The organism is Flavobacterium album (genome assembly GCF_003096035.1).
In the GTDB taxonomy this organism is placed as follows: domain Bacteria; phylum Bacteroidota; class Bacteroidia; order Flavobacteriales; family Flavobacteriaceae; genus Flavobacterium; species Flavobacterium album.
In genome coordinates this window covers 2,710,001-2,730,590 of the sequence record NZ_CP029186.1, presented here as the reverse complement: position 1 = coordinate 2,730,590, position 20,590 = coordinate 2,710,001, and the positions used below count along the sequence as shown (strand labels likewise).

The following is a 20,590-nucleotide window of genomic DNA, read 5'->3' as shown; positions in this document are numbered from 1 at the left end:
CGTGAATGTAGAGACGCATTGAATGCCTCTAACAAGCTAGTGGTATTTCCAATCCTTATGTCAGACGCATTCAATGCGTCTCTACGAAAAACTTCAATCATATTTCCGGTTGCGTGAGGGATAGTGCCGATATCCTGCAGAGGAACGGAGCAGATAAGGCGATAGCCCGACCCGCAGGGACACGCCCAAAAAAGGGTATTAGATTGTTGATTTTTAGACAAACTGACTGTGATATGTGATTATTATAAAGCAAAACAGGCTGCCTAAAAAGGCAGCCTGATATTTTTTTCAATTTTATTTTTTAATGTTTTACCTCACCTATTACAGTGGGGTCGTGCTTATGCTTGAACATGATGGCAAACAAAATTGCTATAACCAAAGAATATGCAGCAAAGGAAATCCATATATCGTGCCATTCCCTCATCGTAACGGCATTATTAAAAATTCCATGTGCATCAACCTTTATCCCGCTTTCCGCCAAAAATTTTGCCATAACGGAATTATCTGTTGTGGTATCGAGGTAAGCGGCAAGTTCTGTAGTGCTTTTGAATGACTTTGTAAAATAACTGTCAATCAGCCATCCCGAAACCACACTACCCATTACAGCGCCGAAACCATTGGTCATCATCATAAACAAACCTTGTGCCGATGAGCGTATTTTAGCGCTCGTACTCGTTTCCACAAACAGGGAACCGGAAATATTGAAAAAGTCAAATGCCATTCCGTAAACAATGCAGGACAATATGATCATCCATAATCCGGTTGTCGGGTCGCCAAAAGCAAATAACCCAAAACGCAATACCCAGGCAAACATACTAATCAGCATTACCTGCTTAATACCGAAACGCTTAAGGAAGAATGGTATGGCAAGTATGAATAATGTTTCGGAAATCTGGGAGATTGACATTATGATGGTGGAATACTCCACCACGAATGAATCGGCATATCTCGGGAAATGCTTGAATTCATCAAGGAACACATCGCCATAGGCATTTGTCAGCTGAAGTGCACCACCCAAAAACATCGAGAACACGAAGAACAAGGCTATCTTGTAATTGCCAAATAATTTAAATGCACCAAGGCCAAGTGTCTCCCCCAGGGAAGCATTCTCTTTAATAAGTCGCTGCGGCTCGCATTTTGGAAGCGTAAAAGCATATACAGCAAGCGCAACTGCGGCAATAGCAGCTATATAGAACTGGAATTCCGTAGCTTTATTATTAGTAAGATTGGTTATCCACATGGCTACAATAAACCCTATAGTACCCCATACCCGTATAGGCGGGAAATCTTTAACCACATCATTGTTATTAAGCTTCAAAGCGGTATATGATATGGAATTGCTTAGGGAAATGGTCGGCATATAAAAGCACATGGCAGCGAACATTACATAAATGAATGTTGTAGGGTCTTCAACCATTGGCAGGCAGCATAACGCACCGGCATAAAGTATATGCAGTACACCATATAGCCTTTCGGCATTTACCCAGCGGTCGGCAATGATACCGGTAAGGGTAGGCATGAATATAGAGGCGAACCCCATGGTGCTGAAAACAAGCCCAAACTGTGTACCGTCCCAGTGTTTGGTACCGAACCAGTAGTTCGCGATAGTGATCAGCCAGGCCCCCCATACAAAGAACTGGAGGAAACTCATTATAACAAGACGGTTCTTTATGCCCATAAATCTTCTATGCTAAATTAACATTTTATTAACGGCGGTAAATCTATAATAAAAAACAGATATTCGGAACAACTATATCGTTAAAGTTGGATAGCTTCCTGCGCCAGGCCAAGAACCAATTCAAGTTGTTCTTCTTTAGATAATGTAGAATTGTCAATAGCTATGGCATCAACTGCCTGTATAAGAGGGGAATCTTCCCTGTTGGAGTCTATATAGTCGCGTTCCTGAACGTTTTTCAGTACCGCTTCGAAGGTAACAGCTTCGCCTTTTTGGGTAAGTTCGTCAAAACGCCTTTGGGCACGTGTTTCCGGGCTGGCGGTCATAAAGAGCTTGAGTTCGGCGTTTGGGAAAACTACAGTACCAATGTCCCGGCCATCCATCACAACGCCCTTGTTCTCGCCCATGTGCTGCTGCTGCTCAACGAGTTTAGCACGTACTTCGGATACTTCCGCCACATGACTAACCAGCGAGGATACTTCCAGTGTCCGTATCTTCTTTTCGGCATTTTGCCCGTTGATATACATTTCGGCAAATCCTGCATCAGGGTTAAAACGGAAGTCGAGCTTAATATCCTGCAATCTGCTTATGAGGCCCTGCTTATCAAAATGCGATGGGGATATAAAACCGTTTTCCATGGCATACAGCGTTATGGCGCGGTACATAGCCCCGCTGTCTACATAGGCATAGCCCAAATGGGCCGCAACCTGTTTTGCAAGCGTGCTTTTTCCTGTAGATGAAAAGCCATCTATGGCAATGGTAATTTTTTTATCCAAAGCTACTGTAGGTTTATCGTTAGCCCAAACAGGCTGGTATTGGCTGCAAGGGTATATCTTGAGTACGAATAATCGAACCGCAATTTATTAAATCTTAAGCCTACACCGACAGAAATACCCGAAAAAGTTCGCTTGTCCTGGATACTCAGCTCCTGGCCCCTCCTGAAGTTGTAGCCTGCCCTCAAATTAAAGCTTTTGCCGGGGAACAGTTCTGCCCCAAGAATAACGTGGCGCAGGGCATTATTTATAAAAGATACTTTCTCCGGGGTGCTGCCGCCGTCAATGTTCTGCTCGGCCCTGTTTGGGTTAGAGAAGGCGATGTTCCATTGCTGCAGGTTTTCCAGGGTAATGTGCCACCTCAATGGTACATTTTCCAGCTTTTGGGATATACCGGCTATAACCTCAAGCGGTAATGGCTCCCGCAGGCCTGCGTAGGTTGTGATCTGCATACCCGCATTCCGTATGGCAAGCGCGATATTGATATCATTATCCTCATCAATATAAATACCGCCAATATCTACCGCGCCTCCAAAAGAGTTATAACTTTCCAGCGTGGAGGATATCAGCTTGGCATTCGCACCCAGGTAAATATCGGTATAGGGAATATTAAAAGCATAGCCAAAAGAAAGCGCTATCTCGCTTCCTGTAAAATCGCCGGTAAGCATCCCCGATTCGTCACGGCCTTCAAAGGTGCCGTAATTCACATAGTTCACCCCGGCATGGAATGTCTGAATGTGCCTGTCCCAGGTATAAGCATAGGCAGCAGTACCATAAGTAACTTCGCCATAATAGCTTCCATAATTTACCGATAGCTGGTTATCCATTTCCGGATTGATAGTAGCGGGGTTATAAATGCCCTGGTTGACATCATAATCGTAAAGCGTGATGATCTTTCCGCCAAGGGCGGCCTGGCGCGGCGAGGTGACAAGGTTTAAGAACTGGTACGTATATTTACCTCCTATCTGACTAAAAGACAAAGTGGTGCAGAATAAAAAGAGATAAAGGAACCGGTTTTTAAACATTATTGTTTATACGTTTTGTGCTTACTATAACGCAAGTGCGAAGATATTATTTTTTAAATAAAAAAACGGCTAAGAATTTTAGCCGTTTTCTGTGTATTTTGAAGTGGTTTAAAGCACTTTTGCATGCTTTGCCTTCTGGTCGGTGATGGCATGCCTTATTACTTCGCCCATTTCCCTTACATAATGGAAAGTAAGCCCCTGCAGGTAATCCTGGTTGATCTCTGCAATGTCCTGCCTGTTCTCTTCGCAAAGGATGATCTCCTTAATGTTGGCACGCTTGGCAGCCAGTATCTTTTCCTTGATGCCGCCTACAGGCAATACCCTGCCCCTTAGTGTTATTTCTCCTGTCATGGCCAGGTTTTTCTTTACCCGCTTTTGGGTAAATGAAGATACCAGGGATGTCAGCATGGCCACACCGGCACTTGGGCCGTCTTTTGGGGTTGCGCCTTCCGGCACGTGAATGTGCACATTATAATTTGTTATCACTTCCGGGCTGATGCCAAGCTGTTCTGCATTCGACTTTATATATTCAAGGGCGATTGTAGCCGACTCTTTCATTACCGTGCCCAGGTTTCCGGTCATTGTCATGTGGCCCTTACCTTTAGAAAGTATGGACTCAATGAATAAAATATCACCGCCAACGCTTGTCCACGCAAGGCCTGTAACCACACCGGCAACATCGTTATTCTCGTACTTGTCGCGCTCCATTTTTGGCGCACCAAGCACTGTTACAATATCTTCATCGGTGACTTTTACATTATACTCCTCCTCCATCGCAATACATTTGGCAACGTATCGCACCATTTTCGCAATCTGCTTTTCAAAGCCACGCACACCCGATTCGCGGGTATAGCCCACAGCAATTTTTTCGAGTTGTTTTTTGCCTATCTGTACATCTTTAGGTTTCAGCCCATGCTCTGTTATCTGTTTTGGCAGTAAGTGCTTTTTGGCAATCTCTGTTTTTTCCTCGATGGTATAACCCGTCATGTTGATGATTTCCATCCTGTCCCTCAATGCCGGCTGGATAGTTGAAAGGTTATTGGCTGTAGCAATGAACATCACTTTGGACAGATCGAAGCCCATTTCAAGGAAATTATCATAAAATTCTGCATTCTGTTCCGGGTCGAGTACTTCCAGCAATGCCGAAGACGGGTCGCCCTGGTTGCTTACGCTCAGCTTGTCAATCTCATCCAATACAAACACAGGGTTGGCAGTACCTGCTTTTTTAAGGCTCTGGATAATCCTTCCCGGCATTGCGCCAATATAGGTTTTCCTGTGCCCCCTGATCTCCGCTTCATCGCGCAGGCCGCCCAAAGAGATACGGATGTATTCCCTTCCAAGCGCTTCGGCCACCGACTTGCCAATTGAGGTCTTACCTACACCCGGAGGGCCATAAAGGCATATGATAGGCGACTTCATATCGTTGCGCAATTTAAGCACGGCAAGGTGCTCTATAATGCGTTTTTTTACATCTTCAAGGCCATAGTGGTCCTTATGGAGCACTTTTTCGGCACGCTTCAGGTCGAAATTGTCTTTGGAGTATTCATTCCAGGGCAGGTCGAGCATCAGCTCAAGGTAGTTGCGCTGTATGCCGTATTCGGCTGCCTGCGGGTTAGTGCGCTGCAGCTTGGCCACTTCCTTATCGAACTGTGCCCTTACCTTATCATTCCATTTTTTAGACCTTGCTTTCTGGCGCATTTCCTCGATTTCCTGATCGTGCGAAACACCGCCAAGCTCCTCCTGTATCGTTTTCATCTGCTGGTGCAGAAAGTACTCGCGCTGCTGCTGGTCGAGGTCGAAGCGCACTTTGCTCTGGATGTCATTCTTTAATTCCAGTTTCTGAAGCTCAAGGTTCATGTAACGAAGGGTTTCCAGTGCCCTGTCCTTAAGGTTGTTTATAGCAAGAAGGTCCTGCTTTTCCTTAACCGAAAGGTTCATATTCGATGACACGAAATTCACCAGGAACGAATCGCTTTCGATATTCTTAATTGCGAAAGTAGCCTCGGTAGGAATATTCGGACTTTCCTTAATTATCTGAATAGCCAGGTCCTTGATTGATTCTATGATCGTATTGAACTCTGCATCCTTTTTATCCGGCCTTACTTCGCTCACCTCTTTGGTTGTCGCTTTCAGGTAAGGCTGGTCGGTAGTTACAGTATCTATTTCAAAGCGTTTTTTCCCCTGAAGGATTACTGTAGTATTCCCATCAGGCATTTTGAGTACGCGCAATATCCTTGCTACAGTACCTACCGTATGGATATCGTCGGCACCCGGCTCTTCTACCGATTCGTCTTTTTGTGCGACAACACCGATGATCTTGCTGTCGGCGTTAGCATCGTTGATAAGCTTTATCGACTTATCCCTGCCGGCCGTTATGGGAATAACAACACCCGGGAAAAGCACCATATTACGAAGGGGCAATATCGCCAGTGTGCCGGGCAGCTCTTCGTTATTCATTTCCTCCTCATCTTCAGGGGTCATCAACGGAATTAATTCTGCATCTGTGTCAAGTTCCTGAAGTGACAAACTGTCAATATTTAATATTTTTCTATTAGGCATATCCTTAAAAGGTCATTTTGTCATTAAACGTATTTGTTATTGGGGCAGGATTATAGCAATAAAACCGTCCTTACCTGTTGGAAGACAGCACTAACACGCTATAGCATCCAAATTTGCATTCTCTGTATTTCAATCTTTATGCCATAAAAAAATCCGCCGTAGCGGATTTTAATATATTTATAAGAATATCTGTTAGAAATCATATTCTACATCAAACTGCCCATTTGTAATTGTATGGGTTGGAGCCCCTCCACCGGGTTCTGTAATAACATACTGGAAAGTGCCCACTATGTGGCCATCTTGTTTGGCACTGATAGTAACTGAGCCTGTTAAAGCGCTAAGATCAGTATCCTCATCCACTATGTAAAACGCCTTAGCATCACTTCCGATCTCATTACTGATCGGGTAGGTACCTGCCCCAAGATCGTCTGAAATAACCAAAAGGATTCCTGAACCGTTGGTATCAACTCCCTGGATGTTTATAAAAGCGCCGCTTCCGCCATCAACAAGAGATGTAATAACGCTATTGGCGTAATCCTTAGCTGTTCCGTCTACCGTTGCTTTAAATATGTCGCTGGTCGTATTCTCAGTAGTGTATGGGATATTTGTGAATACACCCTCCGTAAATTCTTTCTCATCATCGGCATCGTTAGAGGCAGTAAAACTAAACGTGCCCGAAATAGTATGATTCACCGTGTCAATATCCGATATGGTAATAGTTCCCGCATTTTCAATTAAAAGACTGCTGTATACATTTTCATCATCTTCGCTTGCCGCATAAGATAATACAGCCTGATCAGTATAAGTACCTTCAGTGGTAGCATTTACAATAATAGCTACATATTCGCCATTCGCGCCCCTGAAACCGGCTATAGATATCAAACCTATGCCCATTGTGGCCTGTGCATCGTCAGCGGTAAACTGGGCACCGTCAATTTTAACCTTAAACAATGACTCCGGCTGAGGCCCAACGTTGCCAGTATACGGAACGTTCTGGAATGCCCCGTTTGTAAAGGTGATCGAAGGCGCATCTTCTTCTACGTCATTCCTGTAGCCTACAAAATTAAATGTTCCGGAGATGGTATGATTTGTCGTATTGATAGACGTTATGGTTATCGAACCATTCGGATCATCCTCAAGCGACGGGTTTACGTTCATATAATAATACGTTGCAGAAAGCGAAGAATGGTAGGACAACATAGCACCATCTGCGCCATTATAGGTACCTGTTGTTGTGCCCGGTACAGTAAGTGTTACGCTTTCTCCACTCGGCATCTTGATACCGGTTACGGATATTAAGCCTGCGTTCACTATTGCCGTTGCCTGGTCAGTTGCATAGGTAGCTCCATTAAAATCTACTTTAAATGAAGCAGGGCCTGCAGGCTGCGGCCCATTATCTATAAGCAGCGGGTCAACCGGCTCAGAATCACATGATGTGAAGCCTATAGCTGCGAACAATAGTATAAAAGCTGATAAAAAGCTTAGTTTTTTCATAGCGAAATTTCTTTTATTTTAAGGTTTCAAATATAATAGAATTAAATTAATATAAAAACGTTATTTTGTTAATAGTCTGACTGCGACTATTCCAAATGGAAACCGCCCCTGAAGGAGCGGCTTGATATACTGTATTTATCTTAGTTCAGGTCGTATGAAACGAGTGTCTGTACAATTGATTCCTGTGCGGTGATCGTATCAATTTTGACAGGCCCCACATTCTTAGCGAACCAGTAATCTGTCGTGGTTATTATTATAAACCCCTCACCAGTCATAGTTTGCTGAATACGTGAATGTATTACATCATTATAAGTATGCCCCCCTACCGTATAGCTGATACCTTTTTCAAGCATTTTCCCGGCAATGGTAACAGGAAATTCCATATCAGGAATACCCGGCATACCATAAGAAACGGACTGGGTGAAACTGTCTGTCCATGTAGCATTTACAGCTATATTATCTTTGAGTACTACATAATGTATACCGGAAACAACAGTCCCGTCGTTAGTTTGACCGGAGCTTTGCATGTAATAAGTGCCATTATCATATCTCAGGTAGCTATTTCCTGTAGCGGATCCTCCACTTGTAGTTCCTGACATTTTGTAATACGTTTCCCCATCTATCGCTTCTGTACCGGTTATAATCATATCCTGGTTAGTGCCGCTCACCGTATATGTCCAGGTATTTCCAACAGCCAATGGCCAATAGGTACCATCGCCGCCATTGTTGTTCCCGCCGCCATTGTTTCCACCATCTCCCGGATTGTTATCATCCGGATTTTGTTCAGAAAGCACCGGATCTGCAGGTTCGGTATCGCATGAAATGCCTATTGAAGCAAGAAGCACAACGGCAAACAGCATTTTGATCGTTTTCATAAAGTTTATTGGTTAATTGGGTTAGTGCGCCAAATATATAAAATAAATCAATCCTTTAACTTTTTCGGCACCCTTAAAAGGAGTAAAATTCCCACAATAAAAAATACTGCAAGGAACACTACTGAATACCGCTGGCTGTGCCATTGCTGGTCGATAGCGCCATATAACAGCATACCGATCACAATGCCAATTTTCTCGGTTACATCATAAAAGCTAAAGTAGGAAGCGGTGTCTTTGGTCTCGGGAAGAAATTTAGAGTATGTACTGCGTGAAAGCGACTGTATGCCCCCCATCACCAGGCCTACGAATGCCGCAGTAACATAGAAATGTACCGGCTCGGTCACGAACCACGCGCAAATACATATCACTGCCCAAATGCAATTGATGCGTATAAGCGTCTTTATATTACCATGCTTTGCCGATAGTTTTGAAGTGATGATCGCACCGGCAACCGCCACAAGCTGTATTACCAAAATACTGATGATCAGCCCCATGCTTTTGGCATCCTCATCAGGCCAGTTGATCTCTTCTGCACCAAAATAAGTTGCAGCAAGCATAACGGTTTGCACTGCCATGCTGTAAACAAAGAAAGCGCCAAGATATCTTTTCAGCATCATATTTTCTTTGAGCTCGAGCCAAACCCTGCGGAGCTCGCGGAAACCGTTGAGCATCACATCGCCGGTTACCTTATTCCTTTTAACGCCTTTTGGCAGATAATAGTAAGTGTACTGGCTAAAGACTATCCACCAGATGCCTACCGACACAAAGGAGTATTTCATAGCAAGAATTGCCGTGTCCCTGTCGTTGCCTTCATCTATTCCAAACACATGCGGGTACATAATCATCCCAAGGTTGAAGATTAATAAAAGTACGCTGCCAATATATCCCATAGAATAGCCCCTGGCACTAACAGCATCCTGCTGTTCGGGATAAGCTATATCCGGAAGGTAAGAGTTATAAAATACGAGGCTTCCCCAAAAACCTACCAGCCCGAACAAGTAGCAAACCAGGCTAACGTAAAGGTTTTCTTTACTAAACCAGTTAAGCCCGATGCATGCTAATGCCCCTATATAACAAAAAGCTTTTAGGAAAGATTTCTTATTCCCCGCATAATCGGCAATACCCGAAAGCAGCGGTGATATGAAGGCTACGATAAGAAATGCAAAAGCAGTGGTAAAGCTTATTATCGCGGTGCCTTTCATTGAAGTACCGAAGACATCGATCATCTCCCCTTTTGGAATGATCAATGTATAAAAGATAGGGAATACAGCCGAGGCGATAACAAGACTGTAAACAGAGTTGGCCCAGTCATAAAAAGCCCAGGCGTTAAGGAGCTTTTTGCTTCCTTTTTCAAGTTGTGCCATAGTGGTTTGGTTTGTGTGCCAAAACTAATGTATTTTTTGAAATAATGGCTATGCAATATAAATATTAAGGAACGCGGGTCAGGCGATTTTGGCGGATAACCACGGATGTTCTCCCAGTACTTAATTATGATTGAAATTTCCAGTTTTATATAACACTTATGTATAATTGAAACCCTGCGTGACGGATGGCGTGGCACGAAGCCGACACAAAAAAAAAAGAGCTACCATGGCAGCTCCTGGATATTATTATTTTCAGCAGATTAAAATTTTACACCGAATTTAGCAGCTTGTGCCTTTGCTTTTGGTATCTCGCTTTTAATATTATTGATACGGGTGGCATCAGACGGGTGGGTGCTCATAAACTCCGGCGGTGCCGAGCCTGACGATTGTGCCTGCATCCTTTGCCAGAATTCCAGCGCCTTATCAGGGTTGTAACCTGCTATTGCCATCAGGGTAAGGCCTATTTCGTCCGCTTCATTCTCATGTTTCCTGCTAAAAGGCAATATTGCGCCGTATTGTGCCCCAAGGCCGTACGCCTGCTGGAACAATTGCTGTGTCTGAGCCGTTTTACCCGATGTTGCAACGGCAACACCTGTAGCGCCTAATTGGGCAACGGTCTCTGCGCTCATACGCTGTGCACCATGGTTTACTAAGGCATGTGCTACCTCATGGCCTAATACCGTAGCAAGGCCGGCCTCATCTTTTGTAACGGGAAGTATGCCCGAATATACCACGATCTTGCCGCCCGGCATGCACCATGCATTCACTTCGTTGTTCTGTACCAGGTGGTACTCCCACTTGTAACCATCAAGATAGCCCTGGTAGCCATTGGCATTAAGGTACTTTTCGGCAGCAGCTTTAATCTTTTGCCCAACGTTGGTCACCATTTGTGCCTGGCTGGTACCGCTTATCACCTTGTTTTCGCTCAAAAACTGGTCATACTGCGCAAAAGCTGTTGGAAAAATCTGGTCGTTCGACACAATATTAAAGTCCTTCTTCCCTGTAAAAGGATTGGTTGTACAGGCGCAAACCAAAATGAAGAGGATGCCCGATACGGTTAGCAAGCTTCGTTTCATATCTTAAATTATTAAATTTTACTCAAATTTACTAAATACCTTTGATATGTAATTCAGAAAAATCCTTGCTTATAGTTAAACTATTGTGAATATTTAATTTAAGATCTTCTAACGAAACCGCTTCGTTGTCAACCTCAATGCTTTGCACTTTAAACGGAAGCCCTGTAAGGTTAATCTTAAAGGTTGAATATGTAGGTATATATTTACCTTCGGTATGCTGGCGGATCACCAGGTCATTTTCTTTTCCCGTAAGGGTGAACGTCCTTAAACTATACCTGCCTTTGGTATAATCGTAGCCATCCTGCGCGTCTTCAAATACTACCGAGGTCTCCTTGCCTTCTGTGTAATATACATCAAGGGTAAGCTCTTCAATTTCTTTTTCCCCCACATATTGCTGCACGGGATATTTCGGGATAATTGCACCTGCCTTAACAAAAATCGGGATCTGGTCGAAGGCTGTATCTACCCACATTTCCCTGCCGCCTGTAACCAATTCGTTGGTCCAGAAGTTGTACCACTGCCCTTTCGGGATGTACATCCTGCGGCCTACGGCATTAGGTTCCAATATCGGGCATACTAATATGTGATTACCAAAGATGAACTCATCGGTCCTGTAGTGCGTTTGCGTGTCCTCCTGGTCGTAGTAAAACAAAGGCTTAAGCATCGGCAGGCCTTCGTCGATGTATTGCCAGAACATGGTATACAGGTACGGAAGCAGCTCGTAGCGAAGCTCGATGAATTTACGCGTTACATCGATCACTTCCTGCCCAAAAGCCCATGGCTCCTGCTCGCCATGATGGCCCGAAGAGTGCGTACGGCAGAATGGATGGAACACGCCCAACTGAATCCAACGAGCATACAATTCCCCTGTAGGCTGCTCGGCAAAACCACCGATATCGCTCCCGGTAAAGCCCATCCCGCTCAGGTTCATGCGCTGTACCTGCACGTTGGCTATCCAAAGGTGTTCCCATGTCGCTACGTTATCACCTGTCCACGACGAGGTATAACGCTGTGCCCCGGAGTAGGCCGAACGCGTTATGATAAACGGCCTTTTAGGATACGAGAAACGCTTTACGCCCTCATAGGTAGCGCGCGCCATTTGGGTACCATATATGTTATGCGCCTTGCGGTGGCTGCACGGATGGCCGTCATAATCGTGGCGTACATCCAGCGGAAAGGTCTTGGTAGGCACCTCCATTACGGCGGGCTCATTCATATCGTTCCACACACCTTTCACGCCTATTTCCGCTACAAGTTCTTTAAACAATCCTGCCCACCATTCGCGCACTGCCGGGTTAGTATAATCGGGGAAGTTGCACTCGCCCGGCCAAACCTTGCCTTTCATATAAGGCCCATCGGCGCGTTTGCAGAAATAGTCGTTTTCTATGCCTTCATTATAAACGGAATACTCCGGGTCTATCTTAATTCCCGGGTCAATTATTACAATGGTCTTAAAGCCGTCTTCGGCAAGTTCGGCTACCATGCGTTTCGGGTCGGGGAAATATTCCTTGCTCCACGTAAAGCAGCGGAAGCCTTCCATGTAATCAATATCCAAATAGATGGCATCGCACGGGATTTGCAGTTCACGGAATTTTGAGGTTATCTCTTTCACCTTGCTTTCGGGATAATAGCTCCACTTACACTGGTGATAGCCCAATGCCCACATAGGCGGAAGCTCCGGTTTCCCGGTGAGGTCGGTATAGGATGTAACTACTTCCTGCATTTGCGGACCGTAGAAGAAATAGTAGTTCATCTCGCCGCCATCCGCCCAAAAACTGGTTACGTTGCGGCGCTCATGGCAAAAGTCGAAAAAGCTGCGGAAGGTATTATCGAAGAAAACCCCATAGGCATCTTTTCCATTAAGTCCGATGTAAAATGGTACAGCCTTATACAACGGCTCCTGGTCTTTTTGGTAAGCATACTGGTCGGTAGCCCAGTTCTCCAGGCGCTTGCCTTTCAGGTTAAGATGGGTAGCTTTATCACCAAGCCCATAGAAATTCTCACCGTCCGGCGATACCTTACTCATTTTTACCACATTGCCTCCATACTCGTAGATCTCCTCCCAATGGAAGCCCTGCTCATCTTCAAGCAATACATTACCGTTGATATCGTAAATACCTGTACGTAAGTCGCTTTTATGAATATGGCATTCCAGCTTACTGGTCAATATTTTATAGTATTCTTCTTCCTCGGTAACTTCAAATTTGTTGAAGCCGCGCGAGTGGTTCTCGTCGATGGCATACGAAAAATCGCTGCTAAAATAGCCCTTTGCCGTAAACCTGAAACGCAACAGGCTGTCGCGTAATACGGTTATTTTAAGGATAACATTATTATCGGTATGGAAAAAGGCGCTGTCGACCTCTTTGCTGAATTTTATTATTTTGGAGGGGTACAGGTCGCCCTTACGTTCAAGTTCGGTATTTATTATCATAAATGCTGTATAAAGTGCAAAACTTCAAATTTATAAGTTTGATGGAATTTTAAGGGATTTATTTTTTACGCAAACGTTGGTTGTTGATAACTTCGGGCTAACAGGTTTGACGTCTTGTCTTTATGACGAAAGAAGAATCCAACAAAGAGATTCTTCCTTCGTCAGAATGACAAAAAATTACTTCACAGAAAATACCATCACCCCCAAAGGCGGCAATGTCATAGCGGCAGAATAGTCCCTGCCGTTCCATGGTATATCGTCTGTTTTGAGTTTTTTATTGGTAACGCCGCTTCCGCCAAATTGCCCGTCATCACTATTGAAAAGCTCTTTCAGCTTTCCGGCAACAGGAATGCCGATGCGGTAATCTTCCCTGATAACCGGTGTCATGTTGCATATAATGATAAGGTTATCTTCCGGGTTATTGCCTTTGCGGATAAAAGACAGCACCGAATTCTCATTATCTCCATAATTGATCCACTCAAATCCGTCGGCAGAGAATTGCTTTTCGTATAATGCCGGCTGTTTTTTATATAATTTATTGAGCGCGGTTATGAGGTTTTTAATCCCTTTGTGATAATCATAATCCAGCAAATGCCAGTCAAGGCTCTGTTCGAAGTTCCACTCCCCGCTTTGCCCGAACTCACTGCCCATAAAGAGCAATTTTGCCCCGGGATGCGTAAACATAAAAGCATACAACAGCCTGAGATTGCCAAAACGCTGCCATTCGTCGCCCGGCATGCGTCCAAGGATAGAGTGCTTGCCGTATACCACTTCGTCATGCGAAAGCGGCAGCATGAAATTTTCTGTAAAGGCATACGTCATGCTGAAGGTCAGGTCGTTTTGGTGGTGCCTGCGGTATATTGGTTCCTTCTTAAAGTATTCCAGCGTGTCGTGCATCCAGCCCATCATCCATTTCATCCCAAAGCCCAGGCCACCTATATAGGTAGGACGCGATACCATTGGGAATGAAGTGCTTTCCTCGGCAATGGTCTGTACTCCGGTAAAACTGCGGTACACTTCCTCATTCATGTCTTTCAGGAAGCTGGCCGCCTCCAGGTTTTCCCTTCCGCCAAAAACATTCGGCTCCCATTCGCCATCAGCACGCGAGTAATCAAGGTAAAGCATTGAAGCGACAGCATCTACACGAAGCCCGTCGATATGGTATTTATCAAGCCAGAAAACAGCATTGCTTATCAGGAACGAGCGGACTTCATTGCGCCCGTAATTAAATATCAGGCTTTTCCAGTCGGGATGGTAACCTTTGCGGATGTCGGGGTGCTCGTACAGATTGGTTCCGTCAAAAAAGCCCAACCCGTGCGCATCACTTGGGAAGTGCGAAGGTACCCAATCCAGTATCACGCCTATGCCCGCCTGGTGCAGCTTATCGACTAAAACCATAAAATCTTCCGGTTTCCCAAAACGGGATGTCGGGGCAAAATAACCCACCAACTGGTAACCCCATGAAGGGTCGTACGGGTATTCCATCACGGGCATGAACTCTACGTGGGTAAAGTTCATTTCCTTTACGTAGGCTACAAGCTGGTCGGCAAGTTCGATATAGCTTAAGAACCTTCCACCCTCTGCCCTGCGCCACGAACCAAGATGCACTTCATACACAGAATAGGGTTTGTCCAGGCCGTTCTTATCCTGTCTGGTAGCCATCCATTTTGTATCTTTCCAGCCGTGTTTTGTATTCCAAACCACCGATGCGGTGTTGGGCGGTGTTTCACAATAAAAGGCAAACGGGTCGGCCTTCTCCGTCTTTATATCGTTGTGATGCGAATGTATTTTGTATTTGTATTTGGTGCCTTTATCGATGCCGGGAATGAACCCTTCCCAAATACCGGAACCGTCCCAGCGCACGTTGAGCGGGTGCTCGCCTTCCAGCCAGTAATTGAAGTCGCCTATAACAGATACGGCCTTCGCCGATGGCGCCCAAACGGCAAAATAAACGCCTTTCTGCCCGTCTACTTCCGTAAGGTGCGCACCGAGCTTTTCGTAAAGGCGGTAGTGTTTGCCTGCCTTAAAGAGGTCGATATCAAAATCGGTAAAAAAAGAATGGGGCTGTACTTTATTCATTATTTTTATAATCTTTTATATATATAATTTGTTAATCAGTCCTCTCCCCCGACCCCTCTCCGAAGGAGAGGGGAGCGAGACGTGCCGACAGACCGTTCAAACTTACGATAGAATGTAGCTAAATCTGAAATCTACATTCTGAGATCTAATAACCCATTATACTTGCAATCCCCCTTAAAGGTATCACTGCCCATCTTGGCCTTGAGTTGAGCTCGTATCCCAGTTCGTACACAGCTTTTTCCAGGATGCAATACTTTAAAAGGAATGCTATCTCCTTATTATATCCGATATTCAGGTTGCCTTCCTGCGCCTTTTCCACGTAGGTGTCGAGGTACACGCCCACCATATAGTTGAATAGCAACTCACCGGCTTTAAAAAGGTCTTCCTGCTCAAAGGGATACTTGTCCTTGTTATTAAATATAGTAGCATATATCGCATAATGGAACGAGCGGAACAGCCCGGCCACATCCTTTAGCGGCGGCTGTTTTACCTTTCGGTCACGGATGGTACTTTCGGGTTCACCTTCAAAATCAAGAAGGTAAAAGTCGTCGCCATTTACCAGTACCTGCCCGAGGTGGTAATCGCCGTGTATGCGTATGCGCTCGCTCTTCAGTTGTGTCCAGTCGAAGTCAAGGAAGTGCTTCCGTATCTCTTTCTTCTTATCGAGGAATTGATGTGCCAGTTCCAATGCAAGCCCGTCCAGCTTGTGGAGGTTGTTCTCAATAGTATTCAGCCTGTTCTGGAACTGGTAGATCAGGCGGTTCTTGAGCCAAACCGTATAGTCGCCATTGTAGGTCGTTGGTGTAAAAGAAGTATCGGTCGTATCGCCGCCAAGGGCAATGTGCATTTCTGCAGTACGCTGTGCTAAAGTCCTTATTCGTAGAAACAGTGTAAGCCCCGCCCAGTCAATGATCTCCGGCGGGATATTGTTTATTTTTATGGTTTTGAAAAGCTCCAGGTCGGGCAGCTTGTCGATCTTTATTTTCTTGGCATTCAGGTTATCGAACACGCCATCCACCGCTTCGAGCATGTACTTCCAGGCATCTCCCTGGTTGGGCACGAGCTCCTGCATGAGCGCCAGGGTAATATTATCCTCGGCCATCGCAACGTTGATGCTGCCTTTATAAGCAGGCGTATGCTTAAATTTCATACGCTCTGTAAGGAAACGGCTTATTTCATAATCCGGGTTGGTGCTCACGTAAATGCGCCGAAAGAACTTCAGTACCAGGTTGTCGTTATAAATGATCGAGGTATTACTCTGCTCGATCCCCATAAAGCGTGAGGAAATATACTTTGTATCCTTTGACAACGATTTGCCTTTATGGTATTTTACATTAAAAGCATCATTCTTTGCACCATGCACTATGCTCTCAAAGACCAACCTGCGGAAGTCCTCCTGATGGAGCGCATCTACAAGGTAGCCCTCAAGGCCGTTCAGTGTCACAGGCGCTATCAGGGTTTTGGTATCCAGCTCATCCTCGGCCATAAAAGCCACCGGCATAAAATAATGCTGAAGGAACGCCTCTTTGTAATTGACTTCAATAAGCACTCCGTAATATGTATTCTTTTCGGAAGCGATCTTGAAATGATCTACCACCTCAATATACTTTAGCGTGCTGGCCTTGCCGCCATACCATCTTTTTTTAATGATATAATTCTCTAATATATCCGACGCGAATACCTTTACGAATTCATCGTCTTCAAATGCCGTTTTCCAGTCGGCCCTGAAGACAAAAGGCGCATTGAACGTGTCTTGTATAGAGGTTGCCATGATTATTTGCGGATTTTAAATAAATGAAAAGGCAGTGCCGGGTGCAGTTCAATGTAGCACCACTCCTTGTCCCAATGGTAGCTGTTGCCGGTAATGAGGTCGGTCACTACGATATTGTGCCCTTCATGAATGCCCAGTGACTGTAACGGCACTTTCACCCAGCCCTGTTTGGAATAATAGGCATCGAGGCTCACGATCATCAGGGTCTCATTCTGGCGGCTGTCGTCATATTTGTAATAAGCGATCAACTGGTCGTTATCGGTGTCACAAAACTCTATATTATTAGTTTGCTGTAATGATGCGTTTTCTTTCCGTATCCTGTTTATCTTGCCGATGAGCGTTGTGAGCTTGTTCTCTTTTTTCCAATCCCAATGGCGCACTTCGTATTTTTCGGAGTCCATATATTCCTCGCGTCCAGGAATGGCATCGGTAACCATATACTCAAAAACAGGCCCGTAGATTCCAACGCTTGAACTAAGAGTTGCAGCCAAAAAGTATTTCTGCAAATGCGTGGCTTCATTCGCTCCCTGTAGCGGGAACGGGTTGATATCCGGCGTGTTCGGCCAAAAGTTAGGGCGGAAGAATTCTTTCTGCTGTGATTTCGTGAGTTCGTTTACATATTCAATTAGCTCTGCTTTGCTATTACGCCACGTAAAATACGTATACGATTGTGTAAAGCCCACCTTTGCCAGTTCATCCATGATCTTTGGACGCGTAAAGGCTTCCGCCAAAAACAGCACGTCAGGGTATTTCTTTTTTACTTCGGCGATAAGCCATTCCCAAAAATAGAAAGGCTTAGTATGCGGATTGTCTACACGGAACACTCGTATGCCGCATTTCTCTACCCAAAACAGGGCTGCACTTAATAACTCCTTCCAAAGGTTTTTCCAGTCGGCCGACTCAAAATATATCGGTAATATGTCCTGGTATTTTTTAGGGGGGTTTTCGGCATATTGCACCGTACCATCCGGCCTCCATTTGAACCACTGCGGAAATTCCTTAACATACGGGTGGTCCGGCGCGGCCTGCAATGCAAAATCCATTGCCACCTCTATTCCCTGCTCCTTTGCGGCATTCACGAGTGATTTAAATTCATCTATAGTACCCAGTTCCGGATGTGTGCTTTTATGCCCGCCATATTGCGAACCGATGCCCCATGGCGAACCTACATCGCCCGGCTGTGCGGTTGTAGCATTATTTTTCCCTTTGCGGTTCACCTCGCCTATAGGATGTATTGGAGGAAAATAGAGCGTATCAAATCCCATAGCGGCAACGCGGGGCAACAATGCTTCACAGTCTTTAAACGTACCATGCTTTCCGGGTTCAGAAGATGCCGAACGCGGGAAAAACTCATACCAGGTGCTGAATAATGCTTTTTGCCTGTCTACATATACCCGTAATTCTGCCGATTGGTGCGAGAGGAATTTCGTGGGGTATTTTTTAAAGATGTCTTTCAGCTTATCCGACATCGCTTCAGCAATTGCACGGTCATAAGAAGCCTCATCCGTAAACAGTTTTTCTAATGTATTCAGGTAGTCCTTTTCAGGTTTCGAGGCCTTATCATAAATGATCTTTATATATTCTGCACCCTCAAGAAGCTCAGATGTCACCCCTTGGTTATCCTTTATCTTACGCCCGGTACCATATTGCCAGTTCAGCGCATAATCTATCCAGCTTTCTACGCAATAACTGTAAAATCCCTGCTTTTCAACAGTAAACTCACCTGCCCAGGCATCATTGCCAGTTTCGTGCATGCGGTTCTCCTTCCAGTTTTTTTCTTTTTCATGGCGGAATTTTACCACGGCGGCCATCACATCGTGCCCATCCGAAAGTATATCGGCGGTAACGCTTACCTTCTGCCCGGTAACCCGCTTGATAAAATTTTTACCGTTATTGATCTGTGGTTGTATGTTTTCTATGTGTACCCTGCGTTGATCCTGCATTTTATTGTATATTTAAGACTCTTAAAAATAGCCAAAAATTATTTAATTCATAACTTGCCTTAAAGTTTTAGCGAAATGTCAGAAAAAAGCACTAAACACCAGTCGTCATTGAGAATTCCTAAGCCAATACTGGTAACCGCTAAAATATTGGAAGTAACTTCGCCTAAGCTTGCTGCCAAATTCGCAATAAAGCTGTTCACAACCCCAATGAAATTCGCACTTCCTAAAAGAGAAGTAGAAATGGACCGTAACACCCGCCAGGAAATGGTTGAAATTCCTGTACTAGGAAAAAAAATAAATGTATATCATTATGGAGACTGCCAACACAAAGTACTCCTTGTTCACGGGTGGAGCGGGCGAGGCACACAGCTGCATTCGATTGCCGACAAGCTGCTGAAGTGTGGTTATTCAACCATTAGTTTCGATGCACCTGCACATGGAAAGTCGGAAGGCAAAACAAGTGATATGACTGAGTTTATCAAATGCATTCTTGAACTTGAAAAACAATACGGCCCTTTTGAGTTTGCTGTCGGGCATTCGCTTGGGGCAATGTCGGTATTGAATTCTATTAAAAGGGGGCTTAACGTAAAAAAGGTAGTCATCATTGGCAGTGGTGACGTGATCAAAGATATTATGGATGACTTTTCTCGAAAATTAGGCATGAATGTTGCAACAGGAGAATTGATGATACGCATGTTCGAGAAGAAATTCGGTGAAACCATCAACACTTATTCGGCGTATATAGCAGCAAAGGAAGTTGATGTGCCGGTATTGATGTTTCATGACGAAGATGATGCCGATGTGCCTGTAAGCGCGGCATATCATATTAAGGAACACCTGACAAATGCCGAATTGGTAATTACCAAAGGGCTCGGCCACCGAAAAATCCTTGGCGACAGCAAAGTCATCAAAAAGATAATCCAATTTTTAACTGAAGAACAATGAAAAAAATACTTGTATTATTAATCACACTAGTTTCCCTCACCTCGTGCAATGGACAGGAAAAGAAGAAAACCGCGGCAACCAGGAAGGAATCGACACAATTACCCGCTAAGAAAGAAGGACTGAACATGAAAACCTCTGATGCCGAATGGAAAAAAGTGCTTACCGAAGAGCAGTATGCCGTGCTTCGCGAAAAAGCAACCGAACGCCCTTTTACAGGAGAATATTATAAGACCTTTGAGAAAGGCGTTTATGTTTGCGCTGCCTGTGGCAATCCGTTATTTAAATCAGATGCTAAATTCGATTCGCCTTGCGGATGGCCGTCTTTCGACCAGGCCATTGACGGTTCGGTAATTTATAAGCAGGACAAAAGCTTAGGCATGACACGTACTGAAGTGATGTGTGCCAATTGCGGAGGGCATTTAGGACACGTTTTTGATGACGGCCCAACAGAGACTACCGGTAATCGTTTTTGCACCAATTCGGTTTCCATTAAATTCATACCGGCACAGAAATAAACACAACAAAATTATATGAGCAATTATCCTATACAAAAATCGGAAGCCGAATGGAAAGAGCTCCT

General features: G+C 44.8%; 15 protein-coding genes (1 of these 15 only partly in view). 3 read left to right on the top strand and 12 right to left on the bottom strand.

What is annotated here, in order from left to right:
* Positions 1–301: 301 nt before the first annotated feature.
* From HYN59_RS12255 to HYN59_RS12200, 12 genes are all read right to left on the bottom strand, one after another.
* A complete protein-coding gene (locus tag HYN59_RS12255; protein WP_108778531.1) occupies positions 302–1,678 on the bottom strand; it encodes a nucleoside permease in 1,377 nt (458 codons plus the stop codon).
* 80 nt (positions 1,679–1,758) lie between these two features.
* On the bottom strand, positions 1,759–2,451 hold the full coding sequence (gene cmk / locus HYN59_RS12250) for a (d)CMP kinase (RefSeq protein WP_108778530.1): 693 nt from the start codon (positions 2,449–2,451) through the stop codon (positions 1,759–1,761).
* A gap of 2 nt (positions 2,452–2,453) precedes the next feature.
* Positions 2,454–3,473 (bottom strand): type IX secretion system protein PorQ, encoded by a 1,020-nt coding sequence (gene porQ, locus HYN59_RS12245; protein WP_108778529.1) that lies wholly within the window; start codon positions 3,471–3,473, stop codon positions 2,454–2,456.
* A gap of 108 nt (positions 3,474–3,581) precedes the next feature.
* Complete coding sequence (lon, locus tag HYN59_RS12240) at positions 3,582–6,032, bottom strand: endopeptidase La (protein ID WP_108778528.1); 2,451 nt, start codon at positions 6,030–6,032, stop codon at positions 3,582–3,584.
* 192 nt (positions 6,033–6,224) lie between these two features.
* Positions 6,225–7,526 carry a DUF6252 domain-containing protein gene (locus tag HYN59_RS12235; RefSeq protein WP_108778527.1) on the bottom strand — a complete coding sequence of 434 codons (1,302 nt, stop codon included), beginning with the start codon at positions 7,524–7,526 and terminating at the stop codon, positions 6,225–6,227.
* Between the two features lie 140 nt (positions 7,527–7,666).
* Positions 7,667–8,401, bottom strand: a complete 735-nt coding sequence (locus tag HYN59_RS12230; protein ID WP_108778526.1) for a hypothetical protein — start codon at positions 8,399–8,401, stop codon at positions 7,667–7,669.
* Positions 8,402–8,448: 47 nt separating this feature from the next.
* Positions 8,449–9,765 (bottom strand): MFS transporter, encoded by a 1,317-nt coding sequence (locus HYN59_RS12225; RefSeq protein ID WP_108778525.1) that lies wholly within the window; start codon positions 9,763–9,765, stop codon positions 8,449–8,451.
* Positions 9,766–10,025: 260 nt separating this feature from the next.
* Complete coding sequence (locus HYN59_RS12220) at positions 10,026–10,841, bottom strand: M48 family metallopeptidase (protein ID WP_108778524.1); 816 nt, start codon at positions 10,839–10,841, stop codon at positions 10,026–10,028.
* Between the two features lie 31 nt (positions 10,842–10,872).
* The gene (locus HYN59_RS12215; RefSeq protein ID WP_108778523.1) at positions 10,873–13,272 is read right to left on the bottom strand and encodes a glycoside hydrolase family 31 protein; all 2,400 of its coding nucleotides are present in this window, start codon (positions 13,270–13,272) and stop codon (positions 10,873–10,875) included.
* A 177-nt stretch (positions 13,273–13,449) separates the two neighbouring features.
* A complete protein-coding gene (glgB, locus tag HYN59_RS12210) occupies positions 13,450–15,351 on the bottom strand; it encodes a 1,4-alpha-glucan branching protein GlgB (protein WP_108778522.1) in 1,902 nt (633 codons plus the stop codon).
* Positions 15,352–15,496: 145 nt separating this feature from the next.
* Complete coding sequence (locus HYN59_RS12205; RefSeq protein WP_108778521.1) at positions 15,497–17,122, bottom strand: maltokinase N-terminal cap-like domain-containing protein; 1,626 nt, start codon at positions 17,120–17,122, stop codon at positions 15,497–15,499.
* 2 nt (positions 17,123–17,124) lie between these two features.
* Positions 17,125–19,065 carry an alpha-1,4-glucan--maltose-1-phosphate maltosyltransferase gene (locus HYN59_RS12200; protein ID WP_108778520.1) on the bottom strand — a complete coding sequence of 647 codons (1,941 nt, stop codon included), beginning with the start codon at positions 19,063–19,065 and terminating at the stop codon, positions 17,125–17,127.
* A gap of 75 nt (positions 19,066–19,140) precedes the next feature.
* On the opposite strand from HYN59_RS12200, the gene HYN59_RS12195 reads away from it, so the two are divergent.
* The 3 genes in view from HYN59_RS12195 to msrB (HYN59_RS12185) are tightly spaced (at most 15 nt apart) and all read left to right on the top strand, a layout consistent with a single transcriptional unit that may run on beyond the window.
* The gene (locus HYN59_RS12195; RefSeq protein ID WP_108778519.1) at positions 19,141–20,010 is read left to right on the top strand and encodes an alpha/beta fold hydrolase; all 870 of its coding nucleotides are present in this window, start codon (positions 19,141–19,143) and stop codon (positions 20,008–20,010) included.
* The gene (msrB, locus tag HYN59_RS12190) at positions 20,007–20,525 is read left to right on the top strand and encodes a peptide-methionine (R)-S-oxide reductase MsrB (protein WP_108778518.1); all 519 of its coding nucleotides are present in this window, start codon (positions 20,007–20,009) and stop codon (positions 20,523–20,525) included. Before HYN59_RS12195 ends, msrB (HYN59_RS12190) begins: the two co-directional genes overlap by 4 nt.
* Before the next feature lie 15 nt (positions 20,526–20,540).
* Positions 20,541–20,590: the 5' portion of a peptide-methionine (R)-S-oxide reductase MsrB gene (gene msrB, locus HYN59_RS12185; RefSeq protein ID WP_108778517.1), read on the top strand. 349 nt of this gene lie beyond the right edge of the window; 50 of the gene's 399 nt are visible here — the first part of the coding sequence; it begins with the start codon at positions 20,541–20,543; its stop codon lies beyond the right edge, outside the window.

Excerpts from the sequence above, each read along its gene's own strand:
- HYN59_RS12255 (WP_108778531.1), bottom strand. The coding sequence starts at position 1,678 with ATGGGCATAAAGAACCGTCTTGTTATAATGAGTTTCCTCCAGTTCTTT.
- porQ (WP_108778529.1), bottom strand. The coding sequence starts at position 3,473 with ATGTTTAAAAACCGGTTCCTTTATCTCTTTTTATTCTGCACCACTTTG.
- lon (WP_108778528.1), bottom strand. The coding sequence starts at position 6,032 with ATGCCTAATAGAAAAATATTAAATATTGACAGTTTGTCACTTCAGGAA.
- HYN59_RS12235 (WP_108778527.1), bottom strand. The coding sequence starts at position 7,526 with ATGAAAAAACTAAGCTTTTTATCAGCTTTTATACTATTGTTCGCAGCT.
- HYN59_RS12230 (WP_108778526.1), bottom strand. The coding sequence starts at position 8,401 with ATGAAAACGATCAAAATGCTGTTTGCCGTTGTGCTTCTTGCTTCAATA.
- HYN59_RS12225 (WP_108778525.1), bottom strand. The coding sequence starts at position 9,765 with ATGGCACAACTTGAAAAAGGAAGCAAAAAGCTCCTTAACGCCTGGGCT.
- HYN59_RS12220 (WP_108778524.1), bottom strand. The coding sequence starts at position 10,841 with ATGAAACGAAGCTTGCTAACCGTATCGGGCATCCTCTTCATTTTGGTT.
- HYN59_RS12215 (WP_108778523.1), bottom strand. The coding sequence starts at position 13,272 with ATGATAATAAATACCGAACTTGAACGTAAGGGCGACCTGTACCCCTCC.
- glgB (WP_108778522.1), bottom strand. The coding sequence starts at position 15,351 with ATGAATAAAGTACAGCCCCATTCTTTTTTTACCGATTTTGATATCGAC.
- HYN59_RS12205 (WP_108778521.1), bottom strand. The coding sequence starts at position 17,122 with ATGGCAACCTCTATACAAGACACGTTCAATGCGCCTTTTGTCTTCAGG.
- HYN59_RS12200 (WP_108778520.1), bottom strand. The coding sequence starts at position 19,065 with ATGCAGGATCAACGCAGGGTACACATAGAAAACATACAACCACAGATC.
- HYN59_RS12195 (WP_108778519.1), top strand. The coding sequence starts at position 19,141 with ATGTCAGAAAAAAGCACTAAACACCAGTCGTCATTGAGAATTCCTAAG.
- msrB (WP_108778518.1), top strand. The coding sequence starts at position 20,007 with ATGAAAAAAATACTTGTATTATTAATCACACTAGTTTCCCTCACCTCG.